Origin of the sequence: Paenibacillus piscarius (assembly GCF_022234545.1) — a bacterium.
Lineage (GTDB): Bacteria > Bacillota > Bacilli > Paenibacillales > Paenibacillaceae > Paenibacillus_AQ > Paenibacillus_AQ piscarius.
Window position 1 is genome coordinate 211,583 of sequence record NZ_JAIEUI010000011.1, and the last position, 14,752, is coordinate 226,334.

Consider the following 14,752-nt stretch of genomic DNA (forward strand, 5'->3'; position numbering starts at 1 on the left):
GCTTCACATTATTTTTTTCGATCAAAAATGAACGCATGTTTACTATTGTAAAAGGAGAGAGAACATACTATGGCAAAAATGTTATACCGGATGGGAAAATGGTGCGTGCGTTATCCTTTGATCGTGATTTTGGCATGGGTTTTGGCCCTTGGAGGTATTACTTCCATGGGAATATTGCTAAAGGGCCCGTTGAGCAACGACATGTCTATTCCGGGAACCAAGGCGCAGGAAGCGTTGGACCTGTTAAAATCCGAATTTCCCCAGGCAACTGGAGGCACCATACGTGTGATATTTGCTGCAAGCAATGGAACTTTGGATAATACGGCCAATCAGCTTGTAATCAAAGACACCTTGGAGGCAGTGCAAACGGATTCGGCTGTGCAAACCGTAAGGGACCCGTTTCAAACCGGCACCCTCAGCAAGGATAAAACCATCGGTTATGCTGATATTGTCTACAACGTTTCTTCTCATGATGTAAGTGAACTATCGAAAGACCATGTTTTGAATTCTATTGAACTCAGCCGTAAGGCCGGAATCCAAACCGAGCTGGGTGGAGATGTGCTTTTCTCGGAGATGGATATTGGTGGAGTGTCCGAAATAATAGGTCTTGCCTTTGCCTTTATCGTGCTTATTATTACTTTCCGTTCCTTTCTGACAGCCGGGTTGCCGATTGTTACAGCTCTCGTAGGCGTTGGCATTGGCATCATGAGCGTATTTTACAGCTCCAACTTCATCTCTGTGACGTCCACGGGAACGGTTTTGGCCGTAATGCTGGGGATTGCTGTCGGAATTGACTATGCTTTATTCATTACCTCCAGACACAGGCAACAGTTGGCCGATGGCCTGGATGTAAAAGAATCCATTGCCAGGGCCAACGCTACTGCGGGGAGTGCTGTCATTTTTGCGGGTTTGACCGTTATTATTGCCTTGTCCGCATTAGCGATCGTCAATATTCCGTTTCTGTCGGTGATGGGGTTGGCCGCAGCATTTACGGTATTGATTGCGGTTATTGTAGCCGTAACCCTCCTGCCTAGCTTGCTCGCCCTTTTGGGCAATAAGCTGCAATCGAAAAACAGTGGAGCAAGCCTGAAGGCAACCCAAAAGATGAACAAGCCCTTGTCTTATCGTTGGGGACGCTTTGTTTCCCGCTATCCTGTCCCGATAACTATTCTTATTGTGCTGTTGTTGGTGGGTGCGGCAATTCCAGCCGGCCATATGGAGCTTGGCATGCCGGATAACGGGGCTAAATCTACGCATACAACGGAGCGCAAAGGCTACGATTTATTGTCAAAAGGCTTTGGCCCGGGATTTAACGGTCCACTCATTGTAGTCAAGAAAGGGAGCGAATCAGGAGGGCTGCTGGATGAAGCCCAGAAGGATATCGCAAATATTAAGGAGCTTCCCAACGTGGCCATGATAGCTCCGCCGATTCCTAACCAGAACGGGGACCTTGCTCTCATCACTGTCATCTCCGAAGCGGGTCCGAATGAGAAGGAAACCAAACAACTGGTCCAAGATATTCGCAATCTCAGCACGGATCTGTTAGTAACGGGAGGAACTGCTATCAATATCGATATTTCCGAAAGGCTAAACAACGCGTTTCCGGTATTCAGCGGTATCATTCTTACACTCGCCTTTATTTTGCTGACACTTGTTTTCCGTTCACTGCTTGTGCCGGTTAAAGCGGTTCTTGGATTTTTGCTATCTCTTCTGGCATCACTAGGTATGGTTGTCTTTATTTTTCAGGACGGTCATTTAGGTCAGATCTTCGGTGTGTCCGGTTCCGGAATTGTCCTGAACTTTTTGCCCATTCTGTTAACAGGTGTTCTCTTCGGCTTGGCCATGGATTATGAGGTATTTCTGGTCAGCCGGATACGGGAAGAATTTACGCATCATGACGATGCCAAGCAAGCGGTTGTCACCGGGATGGGCCTAAGCGGAAGGGTGGTCTCTGCGGCAGGTCTGATTATGATCTTCGTATTTGGAAGCTTCTTCTTTGTTACGGACCCTATGATCAAAGTAATGGGGTTTGCTCTAGCGATGGGTGTTCTGATTGATGCTTTCCTGGTTCGGCTGACCCTGGTGCCTGCAATCATGACGCTGCTTGGCCGCTCCGCCTGGTATTTGCCACAATGGCTTAATAAGCGGCTCCCCAATGTGGACATTGAAGGCGAGTCCATCACTAAGGAATTGAACGCTCCCCTTTCAAAGGAAACAAGCTCCCTGTAGACAGCCAATGAATATTTTAAAAAAAGAGGGCAGCCTGAATTATTTTCCAGGCTGCCCTCGAGATGTATTTATTACTTTATATAGTGATTCCACTGTTTTAATTCACTGGACAATTCCGATTGCAATCCTATCCCCTACTCCACCGTAACACTCTTCGCCAAGTTTCTTGGCTTATCGACATCATGGCCCAGAGCCAATGATGCATAATACGCCAGCAGCTGCAGGGAGACGACGGACAGGGCCGAGGTCAGGAGCTGCAGGGTCTGCGGGATGACGAATACCTGGTCGACGGAGCGGAGCAGGTCGTCTTTGTGCTCTTCGTGGGTGATGGCCAGGACATGGGCGCCGCGGGCCTTCACTTCCTTGATGTTGCTGACGGTCTTCTCCAGTACCGATTCCTGGGTGGCCAGGGCAATGACTGGAACGCCTTCTTCGATCAGCGCCAGCGTGCCGTGCTTCAGTTCACCCGCAGCGTACGCTTCGGAGTGAATATAAGAGATTTCCTTCAGCTTCAGCGAGCCTTCTTGGGCGACTGCGTAATCTACGCCGCGGCCGATGAAGAACAGGTGCTCATGCTTGGCGATCTGTTCAGCATAGGCTTTGATCGCATCCTTTTGAGCCAAAATGGCTTCCACTTGCTCCGGCAGGGACTGCATGGCTGCCAGAATCTTGGCTACCTCAGACTCCGACTGGGTGCCGCGCACTTCAGCCAGGAACAGTCCAAGCAAAGTGAACGCAATCAGTTGGGACGTGTAGGCTTTGGTTGAGGCTACGGCAATTTCCGGTCCTGCCAGTGTCACCATGACGCTGTTGGCTTCCCGGGCAATGGAGCTGCCTACGACATTAGTGATGGCCAGTACATGAGCGCCATTCGCTTGCGCTTCACGAAGTGCTGCCAGTGTATCTGCGGTCTCACCGGATTGGCTGACCACGATCACCAGCGTCTCAGGAGTCACGATCGGTGCACGGTAACGGTATTCCGAAGCAATATCATTCTCTACCGGAATGCGCACCAGAGTTTCGATCAGGTTACGGCCTACCAGACCGGCATTATATGCAGTACCGCAAGCTACCACTTGGATATTGCGGATGTTCTTGATTTGTTCCTCGGTCAGGTTCAGCTCAGGCAGAATGACCTTATTGCTGGCAGCATTCATGCGTCCACGCATAGTATCGCGGTATGCCTTAGGCTGCTCATGGATTTCTTTCAGCATGAAGTGCTCGTAGCCGCCTTTTTCTGCGGTCACTGCATCCCAATCGACAGTAATCATTTCCCGAGAAATAAAGTTGCCTTCAATCGTCATCAGTTCGACAGCATCCCGTGTCAACACAGCCATTTCGCCGTCGTTCAGAATGTATACGTTCCGGGTGTATTCCAACAGTGCCGGAATATCCGACCCGATGAAGTTCTCACCATCGCCCAGACCGATAATCAGCGGGCTGGCCTGACGTACAGCTACCAGCTTATCCGGCTCATATTCGGTCAGAACGCCAAGTGCGAATGCACCGCGCATGTAAGAGATCGCCTGCTGTACAGCCTTAACGATATCTCCCTTGTATTCACGGGCAATCAGGTGAGAGATCACCTCAGTATCCGTCTCGGAGGTGAAGTGGCATCCTCCGGCAATCAGCTCTTCCTTGAGATCCAGGTAATTCTCGACAATCCCGTTGTGTACCACCGAGAATTTGTGACTGTTGTCTGTGTGCGGATGAGAGTTCTCATCGGACGGTTTGCCGTGGGTCGCCCAGCGGGTGTGCCCGATCCCTGCGCTGCCGGTCAGCGGAGTGGTTTCCAGACGGGATTCCAGGTTTGCCATACGTCCCTGCGCCTTAACCACCTGAAGACCATCCTTCGTGAATACGGCAATCCCTGCGGAGTCATATCCGCGGTACTCCAGCTTCTTCAGACCCTCAACCAAGATCCCCTGCGAATTCTGATTCCCGATATATCCAACAATACCACACATTATATTTTCCTCCGTCCAATTTATCGTAGTGTGGGCGGCATAAGGAAAGAAACGTGCCGTGCGGCATGTTTTGAAGAAAAGCAAATATGATGTTGTCCAAGAAGCCCAACATAATAACCTGTCACTTGCATCAATGATCATGAAAATGCACAGTCTTCTCTTCTGCCGTGGCAGAATTCCTGCGTTTCGTGCTTATGCGCATACCCATGATTAGTTTCTTCTTATTGGCACCCACAGAAGCGTTGTGTGAGAGGTCGCCCTCGCATTTTCCGTTTCCATTTACGGCTCTGGTGCATCACCGGGAGGTCCCCGCCGAACATTTCGAACACCTCCACCTCGTCAGCTTACATCTGCCGTGATCCGTTCCGAGCGCTCCGGCTTACGTCGCCGCTTCTGCTCTTCCCTTCTCCCCCGCGCAAATCAAGCTCTGGCGCTTATGTTGCAGTAACCTTACGATCCTCACTTTCCTTCTGGAATGACACTTAGTCTATTATATGCACCTTGTAGCGTTTTGGCAACGCTGCGGCGAAGAAAACCTTTTTTAACCTTTTCAACCGATGCCATTAATGATTCAGCCGGTGAAGAAATCAGGTCGATCACTTCACCGGCTGCTTGGACTTGTAAGTCTCCGTTTTGGGACTAGTGTGGCTCCAGAGAATATTTGGACTTCCGGCCGCTGTTGTCCCCAGATTTCTTTAATTAAGCTGCTGTTCGCAGTACAAATCCGGTGACAAAGGCGGACGCTTACGCTCCTCCAGTTCCAAAATTCCCCTCCACCACTTATCCCTACGGTTTGTTCCAAGTCCCATCTACATATCCTATTTACACCAATTCCCGCTCCACCACTTCAACAATCTGGCCCACATACAGATCCAGCTCCGCTTTATCCGGCCCTTCGGCCATCACACGGATCAGCGGCTCGGTACCCGAAGGGCGTACCAGTACGCGGCCGTTGTCGCCCAGCTTGCCTTCCACTTCCTGAATCGCGGCTTCAATCGCCGGATTGTTCGGATAGTTGGTTTTGTCCTGCACACGCACATTCACCAGCACCTGCGGGTATTTGGTCATCATCGATTTCAGCACGCTAAGCTTCTTGCCCGATGCCTTCATCGTGTTCACCAGTTGAATGGCGGTCAGAATGCCGTCACCCGTTGTATTATAGTCCAGGAAAATCACATGCCCGGATTGCTCCCCGCCCAGATTATACCCGCCGCGGCGCATCTCTTCCATGACATAGCGGTCCCCGACCGCTGTCTTCGCCGTATTCAGCGACAGCTTCTCTGTCGCCTTGTAGAAGCCGATATTGCTCATGACGGTGGACACAATGGTGCCGTCTTTCAGCTTGCCCGCACGGTTCATAGCATCGCCGCAGATACAGAGAATGAAGTCCCCGTCGACCTCGTCGCCGTTCTCGTCAATTGCAATCAGGCGGTCGGCATCCCCGTCAAAAGCAAGCCCCAAATCAGCCCCGTGGCGCAGCACTTCCTCACGCAAGGTCTCCGGGTGTGTGGAGCCGAAGCCGTCGTTAATGTTCAGCCCGTCCGGCTCCGCCCCGATGGCAATCACCTCTGCCCCCAGCTCGCGGAACAGCCGCGGTGCCAGCTCATAGGCTGCGCCGTGCGCACAATCGAGTACAATTTTGAGCCCCTGGAAGCTGTGATCAATCGTTGTCTTCAGATAATCCAGATACAGATATTTCGCCTCATGATCCTCCCGCAACGAACCGATTCCTGCTCCAACCGGACGCGGCAGCTCATCGTGCTCGGCATCCATCAGTTCCTCGATCCGCAGCTCGGTCTCATCCGTCAGCTTGAAGCCGTCTCCGCCAAAAAACTTAATCCCGTTATCCTCCACCGGATTATGCGACGCCGAGATCATGACTCCGGCATCCGCCTTCAGCAGTCTTGTAATATAAGCTACGGCAGGTGTAGATACTACACCCAGGCGGATCACATCCGCACCAATGGACAACAGGCCGGCAATCAGCGCCGACTCCAGCAGCGGACCGGATATCCGTGTATCCATGCCGATGACCACCTTAGGCTTTTCCACATTTCCTGCCAGAACATATCCTCCGCAGCGGCCAATGCTATACGCCATCTCTGCTGTCAATTCACGGTTGGCTACACCGCGTACACCATCTGTTCCGAAATACTTACCCATCTTATTGTTCTCCTTTGTGAATGCGCTGCTTCAGCTTAATAAAATCATAGTATGAATAATCCGCTAATCCGTGTATGTCAGGTACACATTAAATAGACTGCGTTGTGGTCAAAAAGTTACGTCCCGGCCGTACCGTCCGCATTACTGCCGCCTGCAGGAGGTGTGGCTTCAACCTCGGGCGGGGTATGAGTCGGCATCGGCGTCTCCTGCACAGCATCTGCTTCATCTGGAGAAGGCGTAGGCTCTATGATGTTCTCCTCACCGGAGGAGGCCGGCTCCGCACTGGGCTCAGGTGTCGGCGCAGGGGTACTCTCAGCCGCTGCAGAAGCCTCAGGCGTTGCCGGAGCCAGCAGCTCCACCTTAGCTGTCAATGGCGCGGAATTCTGCAGCGTGATGAACCGTGGAAGAGAGACCTGGAGCGGGACATCGTGAATCCCGGCCGTCAGCCCCCCGACATCAGCCACTACACTGATGCTGTTCTGGTTCAGCTGGTCGAGCAGCGCCGGCGCACCGGATACCGTCAGATCCATAGAGGTGCTTACCGGGTCTAAAATAAGCGCCGTCAGCCCGTTGCCGACACCCTCAAGCTTAATTGGCACCCCCGAAAGGGTACGCTGGGTAATCTCCGCTGCGGAGACCGACACATTCATCGCTGACGGTTCAATCTTTCCTGCCCCCTCCGGCGGCTTCAGCTCCAGCTTCAACTGCTCCGTGCCAGCCGTCTTAATGGTGCTCAGGTCAAGCACGGCCTCATACGACGACATGGTCTGCAGCGTCTCTTCACTGCCGTAGACCGTGACCATATCCAGCTCCGGCGTCACCTTGGACAGCACCAGCGAGCCGGGCAGACTGCCGGTGAAGCTGATATCCAGCGGCAGGGTTTTGGACGGGAGAGTAATCGGCAGCTCCACAGCTACTGTAGAGGGCTCAATCACCGCATCCTTCAGCTCGTTCCCTTTATTGTCAACCGCATACAGCTTCAGCCGCTTCTCGCTAACCGTCTCCTGCTCGCCATCCAGCTCAATCTTGCCCTGCACCTTCGCCACCTGTGCCAGCTCACTTGCCGGCAGGGTGACCTCTGCGGAGGCCGGGTCTGTCACCGGGGTCCCCACTTCATAGCCTGGAGCAGGCTTGCCGGCAATATTCACCGTCACCGGAAAAGCTTTGGTCGTCCGCAGCTCAATATGCACATTCACCTGATTCGGGATCATGGCATCCAGCGTCACGCCGCTGGGTGTTGAATACATCAGCGGAAGCGTGTTGTCGCCGGGCTTCACGTCCTTCAGGTCAATCCACACCCGGTAGGCATCGGAGAATTTGTAGGTGAGATCGGACTTTTTGCCCCTAACCTCCATTCGGACGCTATCCACATCCTTGGTCAGGACATAAGTATCACTGTCGAAGCCTTCCACCTCTATTTTGACATTCTCAATGGTCTTCGATTCGGTGTTGACGGTCGTCTGATAGGCCGGTGCCGTATCCACATGCACAATGGTCCAGAGAATAATCCCTAAGGCAAGGGCAAGAATCTTATTGAAGTTATTATTCTTCATCCACTTATCCATTGTTCTTATTCCCCCTCCGTCTCCAGAACGCGGAACTTTTCTCCATCAGGGGTGAGCTTGCACTGCTCAGCTCTTGGTGCAGCTTCGAGATCAGGGATTCCTCCTTGATATCCCGGACAATTTGTCCATTGATCGCCAGCGAGATCTGACCGGTCTCCTCAGAGACCACGACAGACACTGAATCGGCCACTTCACTGATACCAATGGCAGCGCGGTGCCGTGTGCCCAGCTCCTTGCTGATGAACGGATTCTCCGACAACGGCAGGTAGCAGGCCGCCGCAGCAATCTGGTTCCCCTGCATAATCAGCGCTCCGTCATGGAGCGGGGTATTGGGGATGAAAATATTAATCAGCAGCTCCGAGCTGACTTCAGAGCGCATGGCGATCCCGGATTCCGTATATTCATTGAGCCCCGTGGCCCGTTCAAATACGATTAAGGCTCCGATTTTGCGGACCGACAGATAGTTCACCGCTTTAATAACCTCACCCACGAGCCGGCTGATCTCCTCATCATTCTCCGCATTGCGTCCGAAGAACTTGCCCCGGCCGAGCTGCTCCAGCCCCCGCCGCACCTCCGGCTGAAAAATAATAAAGATCGCAAATACCCCAAAGGTAAACATCTGGTTCATCAGCCATTTGAGGGTATACAAGTCCAGCAGGGTACTGCCCCCCCAGATCCCAACCAGAATCAGAATCCCCTTCAGGAGCTGAACCGCCCGGGTCCCGCGCACCATGTTGAGCACTTTGTAGATGATGTAGCTGACAATCAGGATATCAATTATATCTTTAATGGACTCTTTCCATGTAAGGTCGGTAAAGTAGCTCATGGCCGGCAACCCCCGTGATTTTCAAATTAGCTGGGTTTATGTAAATGGTGTGTTAACATTCGCTGCGCTATTCTAAGGTTATAACGTTCCGCCTCCGGTTGCAAGTTTCCGGGCAGGTAAATAAATGAACAACAAAAAAGCGCCATCTTTCCGGAAAAAGAGGCGCAAATGAGTTATCTGTTACAAGCGACCAACACTCAGCTATCGGTAGGCAACTTCAGAGAACATGTTTGTCACTTTATACCAGATCCAGCTTACTGCTTGGTCTATGCTCTTGACTTGCCCGGAGATATGGGCGGTTGAAGCCTGATACAGCGAGCCGTCGATCACTGTCAGGTTGCCGTTGACTTCCCCGTACACCTGGGTTTTCCCGTTCTCCACCGTCAGATCACCGGAGATGACTTTGCCGGAGGGTACAATCACCGTATCCCCTTGGATGACCACCTGATCGAGATCCGTTCCCCGCACCACAAGCTGCTGGTCCTGGTTCCAGAACGTCATGGAGCTCATCAGCATGACGAGAATGAACACAGAGGCCGCCGTAAGTGCCGGATGTCTCTTGATCCAGGTGACAAACGCCTTCTCTTTCTTGGGCTTCGGCAAAGACTCCATAATCCGGCCCACAAGCTCCTCCGAGGCAACCGGTGACTGGTGCATCAGGGAGAACATCAGCATATCGGTCTGTTCCAGTTCTTTGAACTTCGCACGGCAATCCGTACAGGATAGAAGATGCTCCTTCAATTCCCTCTGCTGCAGTTCGGGCAAGTCGTCGTCCAGGTAATCGTGCATCATAGAGACGGCCAGTTTGCATTCCATAGGAGCCAATCCTTTCATACATGCTTATTTAGTGCATAGACTTGCTTAACTTACATACGTCAATACCATGCAGGAGTTTCATAATATCTAATCTATTTTACATTTTGGGGCCTAATTTTTTGCGTAAAAATTCACGTCCGCGGTGTACCCGGGTCTTGATCGTTGTCACCGGCATATCCAGCACATCCCCGATCTCCTGAAGCGACAGATCCTGGAGATACCGCAGGATCATCACCGATCTGTATTTCACGGGCAGACTGTCGATGGCCTCATAGATGAGTCTCTGCGTCTCCGAGAGCAGCAGCTCTGTCTCCGGCGTCACATTCGTGCTCGGAATCATCGAATACCCGTCAATCCCCTCCTGGTCGTTCACCTCGGCATCCAGCGAATAGACCGGGCGCCGCTTGCGCAGACGGTCGATACAGAGATTGGTGCCAATCCGGTAGATCCATGTCGAGAACTTCTGTTTATCATCGTATCTGTCCAGATTCCGGTAGACGCGCAGGAATGTTTCCTGGACGACATCCTCCGCCTCATGGCGGTTGTTCAGCATACGGTAAGCCAAATGATAAATTTTGTCTTTATATAGTTCCACAAGCTCGGCAAATGCCCTTTGATCGCCCTTCAGGGCGAGCTTTGTCAATCTGCCCTCAAGATTCTCCACCTGTTAACTCCCCCAGACTTGCCGCCCTTGGTCTTTCAGCCTTCTGAAACCACGGTACAAGCATTTAAATCGTAATTCATGTTTCTGTAAAAATCAAGGTTTGTCTTGTTACCTTCATTATATGCTGTGCTGGGAAAATCGGGCGGAGCTGGAGATATGTTGGGAGGTTTCGGTTGGCCGGGGAGGGGGGCGGCTGATTAAGCCGCCGGCTCCGCAGAACATTTGGACTTCCGGTCGCTGTTATTGGCAGATTTCCTCATTATAACCGCAGCCGCGGTTGAAATCCGCCAATAAAGGCGAACGCTGCCGCTCCTCCAGTTCCAAATTTCCGCTCCGCCGGCTCTATCAGCCTGTTTCTCACCAAACAACTGCGCGCGTTTTCCGTTGCCCAAAATATAATTCAGGCAACAAGGGGTGGGGCACGGGGTCGGCCGGGTCTCTGACCCCCGGCCTCCCTGGAAACATAAAAACCCCCGTCCACCTCCGATTACGGAGACGGACGGGGGACTTAAAGCGGCTTCGCCGGCTTTTAAGATCAAAACCTTCTAAGCGGCTTCGCCGGCTTACAAGACCAAAACCTTCTAAGCGGCTTCGCCGGCTTACAAGATCAAAACCTTTTAAGCGGCTTCGCCGACTTATAAGATCAAAACCCTTAAGCGGCTTCGCCGGCTTTACACCAGCATCAACCGGTATTCCGAAGACCGGCGGCAATGCCGTTGATTGTAAGCAGCACTTCCCGCAGAAGGTCGGCGTCATCGCCCTCAGCCTCACGCAGGGCGCGCAGCTCGGCAAGCAGCTGAACCTGCAAGTAGCTGAGCGGATCAACATACGGGTTACGCAGGCGGATAGATTCCTGAATGACCGGAACATTATCCAGAATCTCCTGCTGGCCGGTGATCTTAAGGATCAGCTCGGAGGTCAGCTTGAACTCGGCCTCGATCTGGCCGAAGATCCGGGCGCGTGCCTCTTCGTTCTTGCCCATGCCGGCGTATTCCTTGGCAATGACAAGATCCGCCTTAGCGATCGCCATCTGCAGCGTATCGATCAGGGTCGTGAAGAACGAGAAGTTCTCATACATATGCTGCATGATCTTCATATTCTCTTCCTTGCCCTCATAGAAGCTCTGCAGACCGGTTCCGGCCGCATACCAGGCAGGCAGCAGATAACGGCTCTGCGTCCAAGCGAATACCCAAGGAATCGCGCGCAGATCCTCGAAGCGTTCGCTGTTCTTGCGCTTCGACGGGCGTGATCCGATATTCAGTTCCCCTACCTCCGGCAGAGGTGTAGATTCCTTGAAGTAAGTCAGGAAGTCCGGATCACGGAAGATCAGATCCTGATACTTGGTCAGCGAGACCTCGGAGATCCGGGCGATAATCTCATCCCACTTAGCCTCATACAGATCGGTCTGCGGGGTTCTGGCATGAATCGCCGCTGTGATCAAGGCAGACGTCGCCTGCTCCAGACTGCGGTAGGCAATCCCCTTCATCGAATACCGGGAGGAGATGACCTCGCCCTGCTCGGTAATCTTGATGCCGCCGCCGATGGTGGATGCCGGCTGGGCCAGAATGCTGCGGTTCAGCGGCATCCCGCCGCGTCCGAGCGCACCGCCGCGTCCATGGAAGAACTTCAGCTTGATGCCGAAATCTTCGGCCGTTGCTGTAATCTCCTTCAAGGCTACGCGCAGCTCCCAGTTCGCTGTTACTACACCGCCGTCCTTGTTGCTGTCCGAGTAGCCCAGCATGATCTCCTGCAGATCATTCATCGCAGTGACCGCAGCACGGTAGATCGGCATATTGAGCAGGGTGCGCATAATCCGCGGAGCATCGTGAAGATCGTCGATCGTCTCGAACAGAGGCACCGCCTGCAGCGTACAGACAACCGTCCCGTCATTGTCCTTGCGGAACAAGCCGACCTCCTTGGAGAAGACCATGACCTCCAGAATATCGCTTGGCGCTTCCGCCATACTGATCAGATAGCTGGTGATGCACTGCTTGCCGTATTCCTGCTGCGCCTCGAAGATCGTGCGGTATACCGCAAGGCACTCCTCGGTTGCTTCACTGTAAGACTGATACGGTGAAGTCAGCGGGCGCGGATCATTCAGCAGATTCTCGAGCAGCACAATCTTCTCCTGCTCTCCGAGCTTGGAGTAATCCGGCGTCACATTCATCTTCGCGAGAACCTCTGTCATGGCATTCTCATGCTCCTGGCTGTGCTGGCGCACATCCAGCGTTGCGGTATGGAAGCCGAACAGCTCGACCTGGCGGATCAGCTTCTTAATGTAGGTATCCGCTACATAATCGGCATAGTGATGCCGCAGGCTGCGGTCAATCACATTCAGATCCTCTATGAAATGGGCGGGGGAGGCGTAGCGCTCCGGCGTCCCTTTTTTCTCATCGTCCAGCACATTCTGGGTCTTGGAGATCATGTAGCTGAGCTTAATCCGGTAAGGCTCGTTATCATTACGCCAGGCGTCAACCCGGTTGAGATTGATAATATTCCGGTCCGCCTCAATCGACTCCAGCAGCTCCGGCGTCACCTTCACAATGCTTGTACTAAAGCTCAGATACTGCATCAGCTCGCGCATAATCCGCTGGTATTCCCGAATGGCCAGCTTCCGCTGCAGGCGCAGGGTCTGCATAGTCACCGTTGCCTTCACGGACGGGTTGCCGTCGCGGTCGCCCCCGATCCAGGAACCGAACCGCAGGTACGTCGGCACATGCCAATTCTGGCCCGGGTAATATTTGCTCAGACAGCGCTCCAGCTCCTGATACACATCCGGCAGCACCTCAAAAATCGTCTCATGGAAGTAATACATCCCATTACGCACTTCATCCAGCACCGTAGGCTTGCGGTCGCGCAGCTCATCCGTCTGCCATAAGGTGATGACCTCATTCAGCAGCTTCTCGCGCAGCTGTTCGCGTTCGCGGAAGGTCAGCGTCGGATTGTCCAGCCCCATAACATCGTCGGAGATACGCTTGTGAATATCAAGGATCGCACGGCGCATCGCTTCGGTAGGGTGAGCGGTCATCACCAGCTCCAGCGACATGCCCTTCATGATCTCGTGAACCTCTTCCGGCGAGAAATCCCGCTCGCGAAGCTCCTGTACGGCGCTCTCGATCGAACCAGGCTGTACCGTCTCCCCGGCGGAACGCTCGTAGTCGCGCTTGCGGCGAATCCGGTGGTTCTGCTCGGCAATATTCACCAACTGGAAATAAATAGCGAACGCACGGATGACCTGATGACGGTTCTCCGGGTCCAGTGAGCTGATCAGCTCTTTGAATTCATTGTGCAGTTCAGGCAAAAACAATGAGCGCAGTGATTTGCTGGTCTCGCGGATCTTCTCCACAATATCCAGCAGTTCGTTGCCGCCTTGGTGTACCAAGACTTCGCCCAGTATATTCCCCAGGAACCGTACGTCCCGCCGCAGCAGATTGTTGGAGTTGCTTTTGCTAACGGTAGTCGTAAGTTCGGTCATGCTGCTCCCTCCATCCTCTTCCGGATCAATGCTCTTAACATTGTCTATTTGAAAAGCTTTCCTCATATCATACAATAAAACGGCCGGGAAATCTTCAACTTTATTGCGCGGTAAAGCGATACAGTAATTACGATTATACACCAATTCGGCTATTTATAAAGTTAAAAATAATTATGTAATTCTTCCTATTAGATTACCTGAGAAATCTGTGTTTTATGTAGTTTACATGTAATGTTTCATGACGCAAAATACCAAAAAACCCGGCTCTGAGAGCCAGGCGTCGTTATTCAAGTCATCTTTTATTTCATCGTATGCCCTGAACGGTTGTTGAAGGCCAGTTCAAATAATCCGGTGGCCGATAAACCGGCCAGTCCGCCAGCCCACAGACGCAAGATCAGCTCCAGATCGGTAAAAGGATACGCCGCAGCTCCCACCAGCAGTCCGATGCCGAGTCCGATAAAAGGGATGCTGTTGCGCGGCAGAATGGTAATATTTTTGATCAGCTGCACTAAGGCAAGAATGAAGACGGCTAATACCGAGGCAAAAGCTAAAACGTTATCCAGCAGTTCGCTGTTAATCATGAGTTTGCTCCTTTCTGAAGGGTTGTAGTGATCTCAACTGCGTTAGCAGCTGGTTGGTAGGCAATCTGAGCGCCCAGCGTTTCCGCAACCGCACGTGCAGGAACATAAGTGACCCCTTCCTCCAGCCATCCGTCTGTAATCTTCTTTCCATTAACGAGCACGTCCACCCTCTTCTGAGCTTTCACCGTTTGTTCCTCCTTGGGCTTAATCCGTTCATACACTGCCTCCACTGCCGCAGCCGCCGGCTTCTTTCCGGCCCGAAGGTCGGCCAGCCTGAGCCCGAAGCTCATCTGCAGATGCGGGTAGTCCTTGAAGCTCGTCCAGTCTCCGCCCCATTCGAAGCCGATCGCCTTCGCCAGCTGCACCACCTCCCGCCAATCCGGAGTGCCGTCCTGGTCCCCGTCCCTTGTCATATCCCAGGAAACGCTTGAACCATTAGGGAGCAGCAGCGCAAAATCGACCGCCA

The 14,752-nt window shown here is 52.8% G+C and carries 11 protein-coding genes; 1 reads left to right on the plus strand and 10 read right to left on the minus strand.

Annotated features, from left to right (window positions below; genetic code table 11):
- Nucleotides 1-69 precede the first annotated feature (69 nt).
- Nucleotides 70-2,229 carry an MMPL family transporter gene (locus K1558_RS18705; RefSeq protein WP_238653164.1) on the plus strand — a complete coding sequence of 720 codons (2,160 nt, stop codon included), beginning with the start codon at nucleotides 70-72 and terminating at the stop codon, nucleotides 2,227-2,229.
- A 134-nt stretch (nucleotides 2,230-2,363) separates the two neighbouring features.
- On the opposite strand, the gene glmS is transcribed toward K1558_RS18705, so the two are convergent.
- The 10 genes from glmS to K1558_RS32860 form a co-directional block, all read right to left on the minus strand.
- Nucleotides 2,364-4,196 (minus strand): glutamine--fructose-6-phosphate transaminase (isomerizing), encoded by a 1,833-nt coding sequence (gene glmS / locus K1558_RS18710; protein WP_238653165.1) that lies wholly within the window; start codon nucleotides 4,194-4,196, stop codon nucleotides 2,364-2,366.
- Between the two features lie 459 nt (nucleotides 4,197-4,655).
- Nucleotides 4,656-4,796 carry a hypothetical protein gene (locus K1558_RS18715; RefSeq protein WP_238653166.1) on the minus strand — a complete coding sequence of 47 codons (141 nt, stop codon included), beginning with the start codon at nucleotides 4,794-4,796 and terminating at the stop codon, nucleotides 4,656-4,658.
- A 222-nt stretch (nucleotides 4,797-5,018) separates the two neighbouring features.
- Nucleotides 5,019-6,359: a phosphoglucosamine mutase gene (gene glmM, locus K1558_RS18720; RefSeq protein WP_238653167.1), complete on the minus strand. Its 1,341-nt coding sequence runs from the start codon at nucleotides 6,357-6,359 to the stop codon at nucleotides 5,019-5,021.
- 116 nt (nucleotides 6,360-6,475) lie between these two features.
- Nucleotides 6,476-7,924: a CdaR family protein gene (locus K1558_RS18725; protein ID WP_238653168.1), complete on the minus strand. Its 1,449-nt coding sequence runs from the start codon at nucleotides 7,922-7,924 to the stop codon at nucleotides 6,476-6,478.
- Nucleotides 7,917-8,750 carry a diadenylate cyclase CdaA gene (cdaA, locus tag K1558_RS18730; protein ID WP_238653169.1) on the minus strand — a complete coding sequence of 278 codons (834 nt, stop codon included), beginning with the start codon at nucleotides 8,748-8,750 and terminating at the stop codon, nucleotides 7,917-7,919. Before cdaA ends, K1558_RS18725 begins: the two co-directional genes overlap by 8 nt.
- A 201-nt stretch (nucleotides 8,751-8,951) precedes the next feature.
- Nucleotides 8,952-9,566, minus strand: a complete 615-nt coding sequence (locus K1558_RS18735; protein ID WP_238653170.1) for a zf-HC2 domain-containing protein — start codon at nucleotides 9,564-9,566, stop codon at nucleotides 8,952-8,954.
- Nucleotides 9,567-9,663: 97 nt separating this feature from the next.
- Nucleotides 9,664-10,230, minus strand: a complete 567-nt coding sequence (gene sigW / locus K1558_RS18740) for an RNA polymerase sigma factor SigW (RefSeq protein WP_238653171.1) — start codon at nucleotides 10,228-10,230, stop codon at nucleotides 9,664-9,666.
- Between the two features lie 682 nt (nucleotides 10,231-10,912).
- Nucleotides 10,913-13,705 (minus strand): phosphoenolpyruvate carboxylase, encoded by a 2,793-nt coding sequence (gene ppc / locus K1558_RS18745; protein ID WP_238653172.1) that lies wholly within the window; start codon nucleotides 13,703-13,705, stop codon nucleotides 10,913-10,915.
- Between the two features lie 299 nt (nucleotides 13,706-14,004).
- Nucleotides 14,005-14,286 (minus strand): holin, encoded by a 282-nt coding sequence (locus K1558_RS18750; protein ID WP_238653173.1) that lies wholly within the window; start codon nucleotides 14,284-14,286, stop codon nucleotides 14,005-14,007.
- On the minus strand, nucleotides 14,283-14,752 hold a 470-nt coding region (locus K1558_RS32860; protein ID WP_274528646.1), incomplete at its 5' end, for a M15 family metallopeptidase. The genes K1558_RS18750 and K1558_RS32860, both read right to left, overlap by 4 nt.